The organism is Rhizobium sp. BT04, assembly GCF_030053135.1.
Lineage (GTDB): Bacteria > Pseudomonadota > Alphaproteobacteria > Rhizobiales > Rhizobiaceae > Rhizobium > Rhizobium binxianense.
In genome coordinates this window covers 1-17,164 of sequence record NZ_CP125649.1, presented here as the reverse complement: position 1 = coordinate 17,164, position 17,164 = coordinate 1, and the positions used below count along the sequence as shown (strand labels likewise).

The 17,164-nt window shown below is 56.4% G+C and carries 13 protein-coding genes and 2 pseudogenes; 1 reads left to right on the top strand and 14 read right to left on the bottom strand.

The genetic code is table 11. From position 1 onward, the window contains the following. Nucleotides 1–5: 5 nt before the first annotated feature. The 6 genes from QMO82_RS02385 to QMO82_RS02360 form a co-directional block, all read right to left on the bottom strand. On the bottom strand, nucleotides 6–893 hold the full coding sequence (locus QMO82_RS02385; protein ID WP_011427351.1) for a type IV secretion system protein: 888 nt from the start codon (nucleotides 891–893) through the stop codon (nucleotides 6–8). Nucleotides 894–991: 98 nt separating this feature from the next. Further along, nucleotides 992–1,654 (bottom strand): pilin minor subunit VirB5, encoded by a 663-nt coding sequence (gene virB5, locus QMO82_RS02380; protein ID WP_011427350.1) that lies wholly within the window; start codon nucleotides 1,652–1,654, stop codon nucleotides 992–994. A gap of 16 nt (nucleotides 1,655–1,670) precedes the next feature. Further along, nucleotides 1,671–4,040 carry a VirB4 family type IV secretion/conjugal transfer ATPase gene (locus QMO82_RS02375; RefSeq protein WP_183906978.1) on the bottom strand — a complete coding sequence of 790 codons (2,370 nt, stop codon included), beginning with the start codon at nucleotides 4,038–4,040 and terminating at the stop codon, nucleotides 1,671–1,673. Continuing rightward, nucleotides 4,040–4,366 (bottom strand): type IV secretion system protein VirB3, encoded by a 327-nt coding sequence (locus QMO82_RS02370; RefSeq protein ID WP_011427348.1) that lies wholly within the window; start codon nucleotides 4,364–4,366, stop codon nucleotides 4,040–4,042. The genes QMO82_RS02375 and QMO82_RS02370 overlap by 1 nt, the downstream gene beginning before the upstream one ends. 139 nt (nucleotides 4,367–4,505) lie before the next feature. Then, nucleotides 4,506–5,243, bottom strand: a complete 738-nt coding sequence (locus QMO82_RS02365; RefSeq protein WP_011427347.1) for a type IV secretion system lytic transglycosylase VirB1 — start codon at nucleotides 5,241–5,243, stop codon at nucleotides 4,506–4,508. Nucleotides 5,244–5,442: 199 nt separating this feature from the next. Beyond that, nucleotides 5,443–7,953 carry a two-component system VirA-like sensor kinase gene (locus QMO82_RS02360; protein WP_011427346.1) on the bottom strand — a complete coding sequence of 837 codons (2,511 nt, stop codon included), beginning with the start codon at nucleotides 7,951–7,953 and terminating at the stop codon, nucleotides 5,443–5,445. A gap of 52 nt (nucleotides 7,954–8,005) precedes the next feature. On the opposite strand from QMO82_RS02360, the gene QMO82_RS02355 reads away from it, so the two are divergent. Next, nucleotides 8,006–8,266, top strand: coding sequence for a hypothetical protein (locus tag QMO82_RS02355; protein WP_133118182.1), 261 nt, complete (start codon nucleotides 8,006–8,008; stop codon nucleotides 8,264–8,266). Nucleotides 8,267–8,609: 343 nt separating this feature from the next. Here QMO82_RS02355 and QMO82_RS02350 read toward each other — a convergent pair whose 3' ends face one another. From QMO82_RS02350 to repA, 8 genes and pseudogenes are all read right to left on the bottom strand, one after another. Next, entirely contained in the window at nucleotides 8,610–9,221 is a 612-nt protein-coding gene (locus QMO82_RS02350; RefSeq protein ID WP_011427344.1) for a hypothetical protein, read from the bottom strand. A gap of 417 nt (nucleotides 9,222–9,638) precedes the next feature. Next, nucleotides 9,639–9,725, bottom strand: a pseudogene (gene tnpB / locus QMO82_RS02345) (IS66 family insertion sequence element accessory protein TnpB); the annotation flags it as partial. A gap of 28 nt (nucleotides 9,726–9,753) precedes the next feature. Beyond that, the gene (locus QMO82_RS02340; protein WP_283196499.1) at nucleotides 9,754–11,838 is read right to left on the bottom strand and encodes a recombinase family protein; all 2,085 of its coding nucleotides are present in this window, start codon (nucleotides 11,836–11,838) and stop codon (nucleotides 9,754–9,756) included. Then, on the bottom strand, nucleotides 11,838–12,371 hold the full coding sequence (locus QMO82_RS02335; RefSeq protein WP_246807262.1) for a hypothetical protein: 534 nt from the start codon (nucleotides 12,369–12,371) through the stop codon (nucleotides 11,838–11,840). The genes QMO82_RS02340 and QMO82_RS02335 overlap by 1 nt, the downstream gene beginning before the upstream one ends. 102 nt (nucleotides 12,372–12,473) lie before the next feature. Beyond that, nucleotides 12,474–12,880, bottom strand: a pseudogene (locus QMO82_RS02330) (transposase). A gap of 533 nt (nucleotides 12,881–13,413) precedes the next feature. Further along, nucleotides 13,414–14,676, bottom strand: a complete 1,263-nt coding sequence (repC, locus tag QMO82_RS02325) for a plasmid replication protein RepC (protein WP_088939835.1) — start codon at nucleotides 14,674–14,676, stop codon at nucleotides 13,414–13,416. 611 nt (nucleotides 14,677–15,287) lie between these two features. Next, nucleotides 15,288–15,959, bottom strand: a complete 672-nt coding sequence (gene repB / locus QMO82_RS02320; RefSeq protein ID WP_225882624.1) for a plasmid partitioning protein RepB — start codon at nucleotides 15,957–15,959, stop codon at nucleotides 15,288–15,290. Next, entirely contained in the window at nucleotides 15,956–17,164 is a 1,209-nt protein-coding gene (gene repA, locus QMO82_RS02315; protein ID WP_011427337.1) for a plasmid partitioning protein RepA, read from the bottom strand. The genes repB and repA overlap by 4 nt, the downstream gene beginning before the upstream one ends.

Here is a 17,164-nt window from a genome sequence, read left to right as displayed (position 1 = left end):
TCACCCTAGCGTCGTTCAACCTGTGCAAAGCGGCGGTACAGGCTGTTGGCAGATTGGGTTACACCGCTCCAGTAGCTGCCACCGATATTGCCGGCGATCGCCGGCAGGGCGACGATGAGTGCGTCCCCGGTGAGAAAGAACATGTCGAGTTCATAAAGACCAATGATCTTAGCCGCGGTCGTACCGGCAAGCGTGATCACACCGAGTATAAGGGCGAGTGCAGTCGCCTCGGTCAGAATGACTATCGTCGCCACAATGTTGAGCAGCAGCAGCAGGAAACCGTAGGTGATGAGTTGTCCGATCCACTTGGCCGCGATATCGCGAGTGCGATCAAAGATGTATCCCACGAGGACTAGCGGACCAATCGTCAAAAGCACCTCCGTGAGAATGCCGACGGCATCATAGATTCCGAAGGCAGACCAGAGCGTGCCGTAAAAGACCCACTGAGCCCCCTGAAAGGCAAGAATGTCCTGGTCGTTCATAGGTCCGATTTCGGACGCGATTTTCTGGAATGCGGCCTGGCTGAGCGCGAACATCGAGTCCAGTTGCGTGGGGATCGTCTGCAGTGGAAGGCCGCTGCCACTAAACTGCTGTATGAAATCCGGGATTGTCTCTTCAAACACGGAAACCACATAATCGTGGTAGTTGGCCTGCCCGACGACAAGGGCAACGACGACACTGACCATGATCACCCGTGTGATACCACCGCGTACGTCGACCTCACCACGCATCACAAGAACACCCTGGACGATAATCCAGAGGGTAACACAAGCGATCAGCGGAGCGCTCACTTTCTCCTGGATCGCCTCCAGCACTGTATCAAGACGTGTCTTGAAGGCCAGATCGAAGATCGTATGGATGGCCGTAAACGGCGCCGGAATGGTGAAATTCATCGCTTGCACCTGATCTCGACTGTCTTGTCACGGAGTATCGGGCAGGACTGTTGGCGTCCCCGGCGCGCGAATCGGCGACACTGACAGGTTGCGCGTCCTCATGGCAGCGCCCCGAAGATGGCCGCGGTCTTCTGGTGCTCCTTGCGTTGTTCGGCCGCTTCTTCCGCCGCATGAAGGCCCGCCTGCGCAGTGGTCATGGTCAGCAAGCTGGTCGCCTGGACATTTTGAATCGCTGCATCGTGGATCTGCTTCAGGAGCAGCCCATTGGTGACAGTTGCCTGCATTATATTGCGGGAGCGGGAAAGCTGTGCTGAAGTTTCCGCATTCGCCTTCAGTCGTTTGTCCATCGCTTCCAGGTTGTCGGCTGCAATTCCCGTGCTGTTTGCAGCACCGGTGATCTGCGACCGCAACAGGTCCGCTTCAGCGTCACTACCAGTCACGGTACGGTCGGCGTCGCCGGCGATCGCACGCGCCGTGGTCGACGCGGGCCGTTGCGCCGAGAACATTTCGGTATCCAGGTCCCTCGTGGCGGGATACTGGTTTTTCTGGTTGAGTAAGGTCAGCAAGCCGGTCACGCCATAGGCCGACGTCAGCATCGTCACCATCGCAATGGTCTGGGCGAGATTATCTGCCGTTGCGAGCGCCGTCGCCAGTGTTTCGGCATCTGCCACCGGGTCACTGACAACCATCTGCGCCCTGGCAGGTACGACAGAAAGAAGGCTACCGGCAACAGCCGCAGTAACTAGTCTCGACATCTTCATGGTTTCCCACCTTTGATCAGTCTTTTGCCTCGTGGTAACGGTTCATGAATTCGCTCAGCCAGGCAGAGGGGTCTTCTCCCCGTGCCTCGCGCAGTTGATCTGCAAAGCGCACTGTGTTCGCACGTCCCGAAAGTACGGCGATATATTCTCGCATTTCGCGCAGATCAAATTCGCAGATGACACTTCCGCTCTCCCGTTTGAGCAGAAATTTTCGATTGCCCACAGCCATCTCTTCGCGGATCGCCTGGAATTCCTTTTCGGTGCATTTCAGTCCATCGATGTAGGCCGACCGATTTGCCGTAGGCGACGGATAAAAGATCTTCGTCATGCACTGGGCAACCAGGCTTGCGCCCAGTTGCGATTCCAGAACATGTTCGGGTTGCTGTGTCGCGAGTATCAGCATCCCGTTGTTTTTGCGTACGGTCAGCAGGAACTTGTCGATGACGGCTGAAAACTTGGGATTCAGCAAATAGGCGCGAAACTCGTCGCAACTCATCACGAACCGGCGCCCGTCGAGCAGCGCTCCAATACGGTGCAGGAGATATGCTGCCGCGGGAGCGCATACTTCCTCGTATTCGAGCAGATGCGTCATGTCGAAACCGGTAATCGAAGGGTCCAGCCTAACGTCGTCAAGCTCGCCGTCGAATGCCCAGCCCAGCGCATTGCCGCGGCACCAGCGCTGCAGTCTTGCTCCGGCCCCTTCGGCAGGCCCGTGCAACAGAAATTCGCGCAGCCCCGCGATCGAGCGCATAGGGGGATCGAACGACAGCTGTCTATGGATACCCCGCACCAGCCGCCGGTTCTCCTCGGGGGATATTCCGCCCCGCCCATCGCTCTCTATGAGCGCGACAAGCCATTCCCGCAGAAAGTCACGTGAGGCTGCTGTATTTTCCAGGCCGCGCAACGGGGCCAGTCCACTGGGCACACCTCTGCGAAGCGCGAGATACGTTCCTCCGGTGGCGCGAACGAGCAGTTCACCGCCACGATCCTTATCGAAGAAGACGACCGCACCCTCACGCTCGAGCATGCTCTGCTCGAGCATGGCGAGTATGAATGTCATAAGCGTCGTCTTTCCCCTGCCGATCGGACCGAATATCGCCGTCATGCCGACATCGTGCTCATGGGGAATGTAATCGAATGGAGTTCCACCGTTGGTGCGGAAGCGCGCGATCGCATCGCCCCAATGTCCAGAGCGGGCACCTTCGGGATAGTTTTCGAATGAGACCAGGCCGGCGAAATTGCGCGAGTTGATGGCTCCCGGGCGTGTGCGCCATCTGCAGTTGCCCGGCAACTGCGACCAGTAGGCCGCCTCCATGCCTATGCCCTCCTGGACAACGACGGCTCCCGCATCCGCAAGTCGCGTCCGGGCCCGGGCTCCTTTGTCGGCGAGGCTCTCAAGATCCTTCGCATATATGCAGAGGCTCAAATGGTGTGATCCCATAACAAATTGGTTGCTGGCCAATGCATCCTCCGCTTCGGCCAGTTCGCTAATCTGGGTAACGGCCTTGTCGCCGGAACTTAGCATCTGGCGCGACTTGAGGCTGAGCTTCGCATGCGCTTGCGCGCGGGTCAGGAATGAAAAGCTCTGCGTCAGAACAATCGGAAAATCGAGGGACAGCAAGGTGTTGAGCATACCCGGTCGCGTTCGCGCGGGGTATTCTCGAAACGAGTAGATCGATCCGACGTAACTTTCTTTAGGCGTCCGGATCTCGATCCCCCGCTTCCCGCAAATGACACGGTCGGTATAGATCGAGGCGCCCAGTGAGCCGCTGACGACCGGTACCGGTGCAAATCGACCGGTCATGACGAGCCGCAGCGCCTCTCCAACCTCCGAGAAAATTACATCCTGCTTCTCGCGAACGCCGAGGCGTCGCAGGCCGTATTCTTCAAGAGCACCGGCAACGGCATGCCAAAGGTCTTCCAGGTGCCTGATCTGGCCTGCGAGTTCATTTTCCTTCTTCATGTAGAGTTTGGCGAACTTCCTCTTCACCTTCCCGAGCGCTGTCCGCGGAAAGACCATTAGCGTGAGGAAGTGGTCGTTGCGAAGAAGCTGGCCGCACAGGACCCGCTGTTCGAAGGCTCCGCTCAGGCTGGCAGAAAAAGCGCTGCGAAAATGTCGCGCCGGTGCTGGCGACACATCGTCGTGACGCACTAGGTGAGCATATAGCGACACATGATCATCGGCGATATTGCGCAGGAGCGTGTTGAATGCACGACAACGCGCATTGCGCATTTCGGCATCCTCGAGTTCGAACGCCACGCCGCTGATATGTGCCATGGTCATGATCGAGCCGTCTTCGAGAAGGACGATATGGTCGCTGAGGTGTCCGACGTAGGGTAGATAGACTTCACCGGATCTTTCGGTCGTGCCACTTGTGCCGAGCATTACGCCATTCCTCTGCCTCTTGCGGGAACCCTGATTGGATTCGGACTGACGCTTGCGCCACCCCAAACCAGACCATCGACATTCCTTCCGGCCGTCTGCAAAAATAGCAGGACGACGCTTGCCGCGTTGTAATCTCGCTCCACGACAAGTCGTGCTGAGAACCATAAGGGTATGATAACCACTTCGTAGAGCGGGTTCTGGACGACAACGATGACGAAACCGCCCAACATCATGAATATCCCCGCCAGAGTCAGCGGCACCCCGAGAAACAAAGCGGGTCGTGTCGCTGCCAGGTAAAGGGTCGCTTCTTCGAGACGCTCATTCATCAGCCGGCCGGGCTTGAGGAAAAAATGCTCCACCACATTGCCCCTCCCATGCTAGATGCAGAACCGGATACGGCGCGAATCACGGCGTTCGAGAGCGCGACCCGATTCAGGTTTAGCCGACATCTATATATGCATTGCCTCATTGCTGACCTCCTTGATCCAAGTCAAACGGCAGTCGATCGTCGTCTTCGATCCTGCGAGTGTCCCGGTCAGGCACAGTTGGCGCACCGGACGCGCCGCCAGACTTGCCCTCGGGAGAAAGACGTTTGTATGAGCCCCAAACATCCCATGTTTCTTCGGATCGCGGCTTATCGCGATCATCCGTTGTTCGCCCGGTGATCGGCGGGACGAGTTGTTGAGCGGCGAGTTCGACCTTTCGGACGTAGCCGTTCGTAAAGCCGTGCGTGAAGTCACCGGTGTTGTAGGCCGAGATTGCCTTGCGAAGCGCCAGTTGCTTCATACTGGGCGTTTCGCCCCCTGCATAACTGCGACCAAGCAGTTTTGCCGCGACGGACAATGAGGTACATGCGTCAAGGGCAAGGGCGGCTGACAGGCTCAGACCGGAGAAATTCCCAGAATTGATCTGCATGAGACCGACATCGAGCGAGTGCCGGGCCTTGAGGCGCTCCATCACGGCCTGTGCTGCCTGTGCGTGGTTGTTCCAGCGAAGCGTTTCGCGCGTGGTATTGTCATGTACAGTGAGCGGATCAAGGCGGCTCTCGACCCTTGCGATCGCCGCGAGCGTAGATGGTGCAACGGAGGGGGCGCATTCGCGAGCGAAACGATTGAACTCGTCAAAAGAGAGCGGCGCCGCGTCGCTCGGCGGGCACACCCAGACCAGCATGACGATCGAAAGCGGTACCGTTTCCCTGAGCATTCCAGTCTCCTCAAATCGTCACCAAAGCGGGCCCTCTTCGTTGGAAAAGATGCCGCAGTTTGATGCTCACGATTATCGGCAGTTCGGTTACACTAGGATTTTCGATTTTTTATTTTCGATGTCATATGAAGCGCGCGGCCGGCTCACAATAGGCATTGAGAGCCCGCCCTTTGGAGACACAGCTCTCCGGTGCGGGAAATCACCGGATAGCACCCTGTGTCCTGATCTTGAGACTAATTGCATACGCCATGGTTCTGGAAGATAAGGGCTTCGGCAGAAACAGGGCGCTCAACATGTCGTCCCCCAGGGAAGACATGTTCAGGCCACTTTCTCCAATGACGATGACGGCGGTCTTGAAAGCCGGCTGCAGGGCAATCGCAGCCTGATTTCTGGGAAGGGACGAGTAGTCGATCAGAATCAGATCGGCTTGTTTGCCTTTCGAAATCCAGTCTTGAAACTGACCAAATGTTCTAAAACCAGCAGGCTCATAGCCCAGAGCTGCGATATTGTCCTCGTAAACCTCCCGCAAGACGAGATCAGGCTCAACGAGTGCTACTGTCTCGCCCCTCCCGCGCGGCGTTTCATAGCGGCCGAAAAATGTGTCGGGACTGACGGGTTCCCTAGAGGATGGCGGCAGATAGATGTCAAAACGCGTCCCCTCGCCAACGGCTGAAGCAACATCAATGTATCCTGCAAAACCGCTGACTTGCCCGTGGACGGCGGCGAGCCCCAAGCCAGTACCACCGCAACGAGCGCGCGTGGTGAAGAACGGTTCGAAAATGTGAGGCAGGACAGCCTCGGAAATGCCTTCACCGGTATCACTGACACATAGAAGAACATAATCACCGGCTGGCATGATACCATGCGCCAGTGCTTTCGGTCCGGATACAATCCGGTCAACGACGATGTCGATCCGACCGTCAGTATTAATGGCTTGTGACGCGTTCTTGCATAGATTCATCAACATCTGCTGAAGCTCAAGAGGACTTCCCTCGACCACGGTCCGTTTGTCGTCAAACCGGAAATTGAGGTCGATGTTGCGTGGCAACGCAACGCGTAACAATGGCGCGATTTCCGTCACGAGTTCCGAGACACTGAACGGCGTGATCACGCGTTCCCGCTTTCGGCTCAACGTCAGAATCTGGTCGATGATGAGCCTGGCCCGGTCGCCCGAAGAGATTATATGCTCGATGTATTTTCGCGCGACCGAAGATCGACGCAATGAATTTTGCGCCATTTCGGCGTGCCCGATGATCGCGCCCAGGATGTTGTTGAATTCGTGCGCTATTCCACCGGCGAGTGTTCCGACTGCCTGAAGGCGTTCCGCATGCTCCAGGCGTCTCCCAAGAATACCACATTCGGTTTGCTTGCGCCGCACATCGATGTGATGACATAGACAGGCCGTAGCGAGTTCGAGGAGCTGAATTTCACCAGCACTCGCTCGCAGATGATAGCTTTGGTAGCCCAGGGAGCAAATTGCTATCAACTGATCCGTGGATTTATGTGCCAGAAGTATCGAGAGGCCCGGAATTTCCCGCGAAAAACAGCCAGTCTTGCGCGTCGGCATGACGCGAAACACCGACGCCCGTTCATTCGACTTGGCAAGCGAGACCATTTCGCGTAGCGTCCGGTCCTCCCATACCGGCAAAGGAAGCGTCGCGGCGAAAGTTTCAACAGCCCACCTGTCGCCGTGGTCCACCAGTGCCAGCGCGCATGCATCGGCATTAAAGAAGCGCTGGATAATTTCAAGCGCAACTTGCGCCGAGGACTCAAGCGATGGCGCCGAGACTCCGTCAGCTTCGAAACAAACGCCGATCTCCTTGATCAATTCCTCGTGGTCCAGCCGCCTCGCTAGCCAGTCAGTCTTGCGGCGTAGCCGGTAGACCAGTGAAATGATGTAGATGCAGAGGCAAACCGCAACAAAACCCAGGAAGGTTCGTGCACGCTGCTCCCTCACGCTTTCCAAGCTGTACGCCTCCAGACATCTGCGCTGCAATCTTTCGGCGATTTCAGTGGCATCGGAGATCTGAATCACGTTTACCGCATCGTTTACCCGGGGCAAGAGCGACAGAATAATTGGCCCCTCGCGCGAAAGTATGCGCAACGTGGCTTCATCTGCACCGCGGGTGTTTTGGATCCTGTCAAGTTCAAGGCTAATCGCCCCCGAAAGAGCTGGGCTTGGCTGACGTATATACTGCAGCATCAGGTTATCCAGTTTCAGGAATTGGCCCCTTTGATCCGTAGACGACGGTCCTGGAAGAATGCTGAGCGCGCGGGTGAAGCTGGCCAGCGAATCCTGCAGGAGGACGTTCTGCGCGCCAAAGGTTGCGACGGCAGCATCGGTCGTGTCCACGGACACCTTCAGCTGGTTCAGCATTTGAGAGAAATCGTCGCCGCTCAAAAGGGGAGATTGTTGAAACCGCAGCTTAAGATTTTCCAGATTTCTTCGCAAATTTCCTAACCTGGAAAGGATGGGCCGGTAGGTCGTAACCATACCGGTACGGGCGCGGAGGACATCCCGCTGCAACGAGGCGCTGTCGATATTGATCGCTCGCAGCTGGGTAAGGATTGCCCAATTGGTTTCGTTGTCCTGCCAGCATACAACTGCCATCACGCCAAAGATCACCGCAGTAACGGTGAGGGCTGGGATAGACCACGACCTTGCACCCATTTTGAAATTCTGGCGAGTCGGTGAATATCTTTCATTCATCCGTACATACCTCCCCGCGCCGGCGATTGACCACCCGGGCGACGCTTACCGCATGGCAGGGTTTGTAAATGGTCGCGACGTGCAAAGGTCGCGTGAAATGGTTTCAAATGAAATATTGGTCCGCATGCCGAAGAATATTCCGGTCGCAGGAGTATTTTTTGCGCGTCTGCCAGAAACAGAGGAGTTGTCGCCGTCATCGTCCGAAGATGCCGTCGTTGAAGAAAGCAAAGCGGTTGATCATGCATCTCCGAGTGAGTTACATGGCAGGCGTAGCGGGTACGGTCGTCCGTTGCCAGCCACACTCAATCGTTAAACAGCTGCCGGTTCGGCGCTTTTGTCATTTTGAGCGGGCCATCAGCCGCTGCGCCAGCCATCGTAATGGGATACCTCACTAGGGACGCGTTTTTAATCGTGCGTACAGAGCGTCGTCGCCGACTTTTCATCAGAATTCGAACACGACATTATCCGGGAAGCTTCGTATGATTCCGACGGACGCATTAGCCCGTCAATTGGAATGTTTGCAACTAAAGCGCGTCGCGTCAAACTTGATTCATGCGACGCGCTTTAGCTCTTTGTTTTAACGCATGTCGTTGCCGCAAAACCGCTGCACACTTTTGCGCGACATGCTTTAAGGCACTGTAGCGGCGCGGGAAATATTATCGACCGCGTCCTTCCCTCTGCCTATCCGCAGACATCAATTCCGCTCGCGCACCGTCATGGGCTTCCTTAATTGATTTGGCGATCGGCCGAATCTTCGGCATCAACTCATGAGCGGAGATCTCCCTAAACATTACGGGTTCCGCCACGTCGAAGACCTCGTCAGAGATGCCCTCGATTCTACGGGCCAAGTCGGTCCCTGCCAACCGTTCTGGAGCTTGGCCAGCGTGATGGGTATACGCGGTGCCCAACACTGGACGATATGCAACTTCGCTTTGCATGCGTGCCAGTTGGTTTTCAGTCAGCCGTTCCCCGTCTGGAAGTGTTGGTGCGTGCCTAACCGTGTGAGGCAGCAGTTTCGCATGATAGCTGAGTATTTTGAGGCGCGATTTAAACGTCTCGAAAGGTTCTGTTCGAGTCGAAAGGCTGGTCAAGGCATGAGTTTCGTTAAAATTTGCGACATTTTCCGCTGTCTCGACTGGATTTTCTGTAGTCAAACGTTTCGCTACTTCCGTCAGCAGCGAGTCGGGTAGATCAAGCAATTGTGTCTCGCGGGCGTCATGCGCGGCTACAGTTCCGGATCCGCCACCTTGCAGAGTGGAACTATCCATAATTGAGCTCCTCTTGTTTCTTTCAATCACATTACCCCTCAGGCGCGATCCATCAAGGCATTTTGTATTTCATTAGAAACACTTCGTTGGGATCAAGACAAAAGCCGTAGACTCACTGATCGTTAGTGGCGCGCATTCCTCAGGAGGCGCTGGGAGTAAGGTATGGCGGAATCCGGGGGGCGCCCGGCCCAAGGCTTTAGTAGACCCGGATTCCAGGTGCGTGTAGGCAGTCGAGAACAAAGCAAATGGGAAACAAGATCCTTGAAGCTTCGCATCGATGCTTTTGCATTGTCTGCCGCAACCCTCGGCGAGCTCGTCATGCAGTTCCAGCAAGAATGCGTCCGCGCAGTCGATGCGATTGGCGAGGACGATAAGCCTGAAACCCGCAAGCACTGCGAGTTGATGGACGTAGTACGAAGGCCATTTAAACCTGCCTCTTTCGAGCCGTTTTGTGAACAGGCAGGCTCCCTGGCCATCGTGCCAAACGACCTTGATCAGATCACCACAGTGCGCTTCATAATGCATCCCTCCATCAAATTCCGGGCAACCGGGCGACTTTATCGTATTGATAATCTTCATAAAACTTGGGGCGTCGATCGACGACACCCTGCACCCCTGGACGGCTTCCGAGGTTAACGCATCTACCGGAACCATCCACGGCGAGCCAGGAAGGATTTGCGTTGCAGGAAGAATTCCTCTGCACCAGGCTTTTGGCCGATCCCACGCAAATACCGAGTTTCTCCGCCGCTTTCATCAAGCTGATCATCGGTATCTCCACTTTGGTGGCATCATATTCGGGAATTCCCAGACGCTCGCGCATGTCACGAACACGCACGGCCGTCCAGCTCTCGCCATTACCTGTCTTGCAAAGCATCCGATTGAGGGAGACCGCGAGTTCCCGATCTGGCCAATGTCCGCCCAGTTTGCGCAGTGCTTCGACGGCCGATGGTGCGAGCTCAGCAGGATATCTTCCGGTCTTGACGCGCGCCACACGCACCTCTGTGTGCCGACCTCCGGTCCAATGGATCAACAGCACCGCCTCGTTGGTCGCATCGTCGAGATCGCAAATAATCTCCTGAACCAGGATGTGAATGAGCCGCTGCTTTGTTCTCGTCTCAGTGGAGGGCGCATTCCAGACGGTCGGGAGATCCTGGGCAAGCTGCAGGAGTCGGCCACGATCGATGACGGGGCGCGCTGCTGACAGCGCGGACAGGTCCTTGATCTTGCGCTCAAGCACGCCCACTCGCTCCAGGGCATCATTCCATCGGGCCTCCAGTTCGCGTGCAACATGCCGCTTGGCCGGGTCCACAAGCTCATACCTGCGACTGGCCAACAGCGCTTCGTAGCGTGAGCCTTCGAGATCCCGCTCGAGTGCCGCAATGCCATCTCTTCGGGACCGCTCGACTTGATCCGAGGCGAAGATTGCCGCTTCGACGGCACGATCAGACACCGCTTCCAGAATCTGGACCGCAACGGCGCGATCGACCCTGACGCCGCCAATGCCGATACAAAGGCCGACACCCACGTGTGCATCGTCGCCGCGGCACTGATAGCGATGCGCGTTGCCCTTCGCGCTGCCGTAGAAGACGCGCATCATTCGGCCACAGCGACCGCATCGCATCAGCCCGGTCAAAAGGGCACGGCCGCCACGCGCTGACTTGCGATCGCAGTTCTTCTTCATGTGCGCGTTCTCGGCCAGGAGCTTGTGGTTCTCCTCGTATTCCCGCCAACTGATGTAACCTTGATGATTGTCGCGCAGCAACACGCTCCATTCATCCCGGGGTTTGCGCACCCCGGTGGCCTTGCGAGCGCGACCATCGATGATCCGCGTTCGCTGTGCGCGTCTTCCGAAGGCATAGGCGCCTGCATAGAGTGGGTTGTGGAGGATCTGCATGACGCTGTGGTACGCTGGCGCTTTCCAGACGAGCTTGCAGACGTCCACATTGCGCAGAACGACCGGCATCTTGATATCGGCCGACCGCAGCCACAAAAAGACCTGTCGTCCACTTCCCAGCTCCCGGAATTTGGCAAAGACAAGCCTGATCGTCTCAGCCACATGTTCGTCCGGGTCGATCTCGATCTTGCCCACTTCGCTCCAGCACAAGCCCGGCGGCAACATGAACCGCAGTTCCCCGCGTCCAGCCTTGGAACCGCGTGCTGCGATGCCGCGCTGACGCATCAAGCTAAGCTCATACTCCGACATCGTGCCTTTCAATCCAAGCAGCAGACGATCGTTGACGAGCCGCGGGTCATAGGCACCATCCGGATCAATGACCAGCGTACCGGCAAGGGCGCAAAGGTCGATCAGATGATGCCAGTCCCTGCCATTGCGCGCCAGGCGGGATGCCTCGATGCAATAGACCGCTCCCACATCGCCGGAGCAAACCTGTGCCACAAGCCGTTCGAATCCAGGCCGTTCCATGCTGCCTGAGCCGGAGCGGCCGAGATCGTCATCGATTACGGTCACCGATGCAAAGCCGGTCGTTGCGGCAGCTCCAGCCAGATCATACTGCCGGCGCTGACTTTCCAGATTGCCGGTGACCTGAGTCATTGTGGACTGGCGGACATCGACCACAGCGGCGCGGCCAAGATGGTCAGGCGTGATCTTCGTGTTCATCAACGCCTCCCGTCTTCGTCATTCTGTTCGCGTCCAAAGCTTCCAGCAGAAGATCCGCCAGCGCTTCCTCCAACCCTTTGACGTTCTTGACCGCCGGAACCTGTAGATTTTGGCGCTCCAACTGCAGAACGAGTTGGTCGCGATTTTGATGTCGCCTGCTTCGCATCATCCTTCTCCTTCTTCCTCGAAGGACGGTATTTTGCTCCTATTGCGTGAGTCGCGCCGAACGATGCCAGCGCCGCTGCCAATTCGTTGAGACCGGCAATGCTGATCTCAGGCAGCCCTAGCGCCATGGTAGTGCAATAGCTTTGATCGAACATCCAATTCGGCAACTCGCGGCACAGATCTGGACGCTCATCCGTGTAGATGCAGGTTAAACTTTTGCCACGCCTGAACGGTGAGACCTGCACTTTCCTCCCGAACAGCGGGTGCCAAGGATAGGCAATCGTCGAATAACGGGAAACGTATGCAGAATGTCGGTAGTTGTCCGCGCTTGCCCCTGAAGCAGAACAGATGACCGCCCAGCGGGTCATGTTTCAGCACCTCCTGCACCCGCAGCGCCAAGGACGGGAACCCGCACCGCATATCCGTATGGCCCGTCGCCAGCCACACCCGAACGCCTGTCGGGATCGGGATCATCGCAACGTCTCCAGCCCGCGCAGGATGCGCAGCAGCACAGCGACGTCTACGTCACGGTCGACGATCACGCGCCGGCCGTTCGCGCTCAGCACCTCCATACGACCACCACCCGCCACCGGCTTCGATGCAGCCGGCACGGGCGCAGGGGCGTCCGGCGTGATCAACGCCGGCACGAAGCCCTCAATCCGAATGCTGCCCAGATTGCCGGTCTGCACCAACTGACGCCAGCGATACAGTTGCGAGCGGGAAACCCCATGCTTCGCCGCCGTCGCGGAAACCTGGCGACGATGGCCAGAAAACGCATCTTCAGCTTCGCTTCGGCGGTAAAACGCCGCCGACGCCCCATGTCGATGATTTCAAGCCGGCTCACCGCTGTCCGAAAACTGTCCATATGCCTGTCCATAGCCACAAAACGACAGATTCATCCTACGCGCTCAAGGCGGCGCTCCTCGGACGCTTACGTACCAGTCATCGGACATATCAGTTTCTCCTTTCTGTCTCTGACGAAAGGAGACCGCACCGTAGCCGCGAGGGGCCAGGGATCGCGGAACGCGACCGCCAGCGGCGGCAAGCGGGGGAACCGATTTTTCTGAGAAGCGCAGCGGCGGAAAAATTGGGGGAGACCGCGTCGTCCTTGACGCCGGAGTGCGACCTGAAGTCGCATGAATCTCTGTTTCGAGAGGAGAAACGTGATCTTCACCACGTGTTGGTAATACGACAACTTGCAAGATAATAGCAGATGGTGTGATCGATCGATCCGGGACACAGGATACTCTGGGCATCCCTTTGGACCCTCAAGGCCGACTTGATGTCTGGGCCTGTGTTGCGGAAACCATCTTGGCCAGCGTTCATGTGCGAACGCAACAACAGGCCGCACATATGGACGCAAGCGATCAGTTGTTGGGCCGGCCGGACAGGTAACAGCTGTTACTCCTCTCATGAACTTTCATACCTGCTGTCTGCCAGTCCGAAAAGGCTCCGCTCCAGGTTCAGCCTTCCGTCGATCGCTCGATCTATCATGGCCCGGAAATAGCCCCCCGGCCTGGAAATCTGCTCCGGATCTCGAATTGACTTTTCAAGCACGGTCGCTAAGATCGCCGCTGCCGCGTACTGGCCCACTTTCTTCTGACCATCTGCCCAACCTGCTTCGGACAACCCTATCATCCTGCGCAGCGTTTCGCCTGACCGGCCGATCGCATACCAACTTTCGAACTCTTGGCCTATCATTGATTGAGCACCGGGGCACGCCGCGCGAATGAGCCCAACTGACACAGAGCCCAAAACCTCCCCTTGGATCGTGGAAGAGTCGCGGCCATCGCAACTTCCGTTGTCTTGCTTAACCCCCTCCGCTTCGCGAGACTTTCTTTTAAAAGCCATTTCGACCGCGGAGCGGTCGTTCTTGCTAATTTGTTCCCGCTCTGTAGAGCGGGCCCGCAATTTTCTACTTTCAGATTCTGATTCATGGGTTGTATTGATATTAGCGCTGTCATCAATGTCACCCTCGCATGACAAACGGAACGGAATGTCCTCCGGCGCCAATGCAGCCAACGCCTGTTCGTGAAGCGAACTTATACGATTTGCGCGTTCAACCAACCCGCCCCCACCCGCCAGTATGGACTCGAGCTCGGATCTTTCAGTCGTCATCTGCGAGGGATTGGACAGGCAGAGATCTTCAATCGCACGCGACAGGCGGCTGATGTCGCGTTTGGCAGCGAGTTCGGCGTTCAATTGCTGATGGTACTGGATCACCGCCTGCTTAAGTTCGCCAGCCCTTACACGGGATGGTGTGAAGTCAATTCCAAAGCCAGCCGTCACTTCGCCTTTATCGTTGCGATATACAAAGCGCCGACCTGTCGAACTGTCCCGGTAGGCTGCAACACCCGCCTCTACGAGCCGTCGGATGCATCGCATTACGGTGCGCTGCGAGCGCAGCGTATACTCAGCGAGTTTCGCATTAGATATGGCCACGATTGGACGCCCAGAGCCTTTCCAGTCATCGGCCTGGGAAAGACCGAGAAGGATATCCATTACATGATACGTCGTGCCATCTATGCCCAAAACTGGAGCAGCCTTCTTCAGGAGCAAAGCCATTTCCGATTTTGTCGTATCTGGTATGTCGTTTGCCATTGCAAGACGTGCACTTGCGGCAATTCCAGGAGTCACGCGTCGGAACGACGCCACTGACAAAGCTTCAGTCATAGCTATCCTGCTGCGGATCTCTCGATCGCAGTCCCAATAATGCGATTTTTCAGGAAGCCGCCGGAAGCTAAGCGCAAAAAAACCGTCCCTGACAGTTACAGCGACTTGATTAACACCCTTATCCGTCTTAGAATTAGCCCGCTAGAGCTGACGTTGACGGTGCCGAGATGCTCCGTTGGCCGTGATTGAAGGGTCTGTCGATTGCAGTCGATAGGCCCTTTTTCCATTTCTCGTTTCTAGATCATTCCAGAACCCTTCCCTTGTCGTCTTTGAACTCCTGAAAGAGATCGGGTAGCCGTTGCAGCAGCCAGTCCGAAAGCCCCGGAAGTCGATCGTCAGGAATTGAAAAGCGAGTCGAATTATCGGTACGCCTCGTTACTATGACGATGCCATCGTCCAAGGCGACTCTACAATATCCGGTTTGCTTTTTGCAGAAAGATCAAACGCTTCCATGATGAGCGCGAACCGCTGGTCGCTTCGGCACTGAGCCCATGCTGGAGACGCAGTCAGCTCCGCCAAGATTTCCCTTTGCCGGGCGTTCAGGATTCGATTGTGGACGCGAGCGCCCAGCTTTTCCGATTTTGGACGTCCAACCGACGGCGCCGGGCCGATCACCGGATGAGTCCCTCAGGTATCAGGGCCGCGGTATTTGTAAGAATCGATATCGAGGCGAGGCGCTGGCCCTCTTTACGTCCAAGCGCGTTCGATATTAATTCCCGCGAGTACTTCCGCTCCTTCAGATTAAAGGCAAACAGGGCCTGCTCGATGAAGGATAGATTGAGTCGTTCCGAGTTCTCAATACCCCGTGAGATAACAAGCTCCTCGTCGCTTAGCTCGCGTACGATCGCCTTGACGGGGCGTTTAAGTATCTGGCAAGCGCGAAGACGCCGGTGGCCATATGCAGCCTGGTATTGACCTGGCCTCCCAGCCAAGGGACGCACGAGGATCGGAAGTTTCTGCCCGGCCTCTCTAATCCCTTCGACAAACGCTTGAAACGTACCATCGCCCTCTATATCCAAGCGGTCGCTGATAAACGACGGGGCGACTCGATCGGGATCGAGTTCGATAACCGATTCACACGAAAGCAACTGATCATGAAGGCGCCTGTTCTCATCTTCGATCGAGACGAAGGCACGATCCATTGATTTTACAGCCACCGAACCGACTCGCCGCTTTTCCTGCTCGGCGCGTGAGGGTGCCGATTGCTTAGCAAGGACCTCCGTATCGACCTGAGCAAACAGGCTCTTCATTCGCTGGTTTCGCTCTTTGGGATTGACCATCATCTACCCCACACGTTTTTGATATGATGGAAAATCTCGCGATTGACCGAATCCACCGACTCGAGTGCGCGACTAAGCGTATCGCGTCCGACACCCCTTGACAATTCATAAAGACTCTTGTTTTCAAGCCCGGCACTTGCAATCGCAGTAGTCTCGGCAACAGCCGGAGCCAAAACATCCTCTTTAAACAGGGAGCGTAACAAAGTGACGACGTTAACTTGAGGACCGTCGTTGGGGTTGTGTCGCGTGATCACATAGCGGATGAAATCGTGGCTGAGTGTACCGCCGCGTTTCTCGATCACGCCCATGAGATCACTCATCATAGCTAGAAACTGATTCATACTGGCAACGTCAATCATTGCTGGATGAATTGTGATAAGCAGCGCGGTGGCAGCACAGAGGGCGCCGAGCGTAAGGTAACCGAGCTGGGGAGGGGCATCGACAAGGACTATATCGTAGTCCGCCTCAACTTCGCTGATGACCGTCAAAAGCCTGCGAAAAAAGATCTCGTCTCCTCGCCCATAGCCATCCGCGATAGCATGCGGAGTTTCGTGTTCGTACTCCATCAACTCGAGGTTTGCCGGGATCAAATCGATTCCTGCGAAATAGGTTCGTCTGATTACCTCGTGAACAGACCTGCGACGATCATCGTAACGAATCGCGGCATAGACAGTTTCGTTTTCATCAACGTCGAACTCGGGCTGGTATCCGAACATTGCCGACAATGATGCTTGCGGGTCTAGATCAATTGCAAGCACCCGAAGCCCCCGGATTGCCAGATAGTGCGCCAGATGCACGGTTGTGGTAGTTTTAGCCGAGCCGCCCTTGAAGTTTGCGACGGCAACAACCTGTAGCTTGTCACCCGCCCGGCGTCGGGGCAAAAACACCAGTGCTTCGTTTGGACGCTTTTGGGCGAGATGCTCACGTATCTGATTTACCTGGTGAAGCGTATAGATCCGCCGGCCGTTGTCCTGTCGGTCGGGGATAGCGCTCTCACCGTCAAGCGACATCTGGCGTAGCGTGGATTCCGCAATGCCGAGTAGCGCAGCAACCTCGCGCGACGTAAATGTTTTAAGGGATTTTGCAGCCTCAGGCTCATAAAGTCGTTCGCGAATTGACTGGAGTTGCGAAGACAACAACTGTGACTGTCGCCTGATCTTCATCGCCGACGATTCAGCTTGTTGGATCTGCTGCTGGTTTGTTATCAT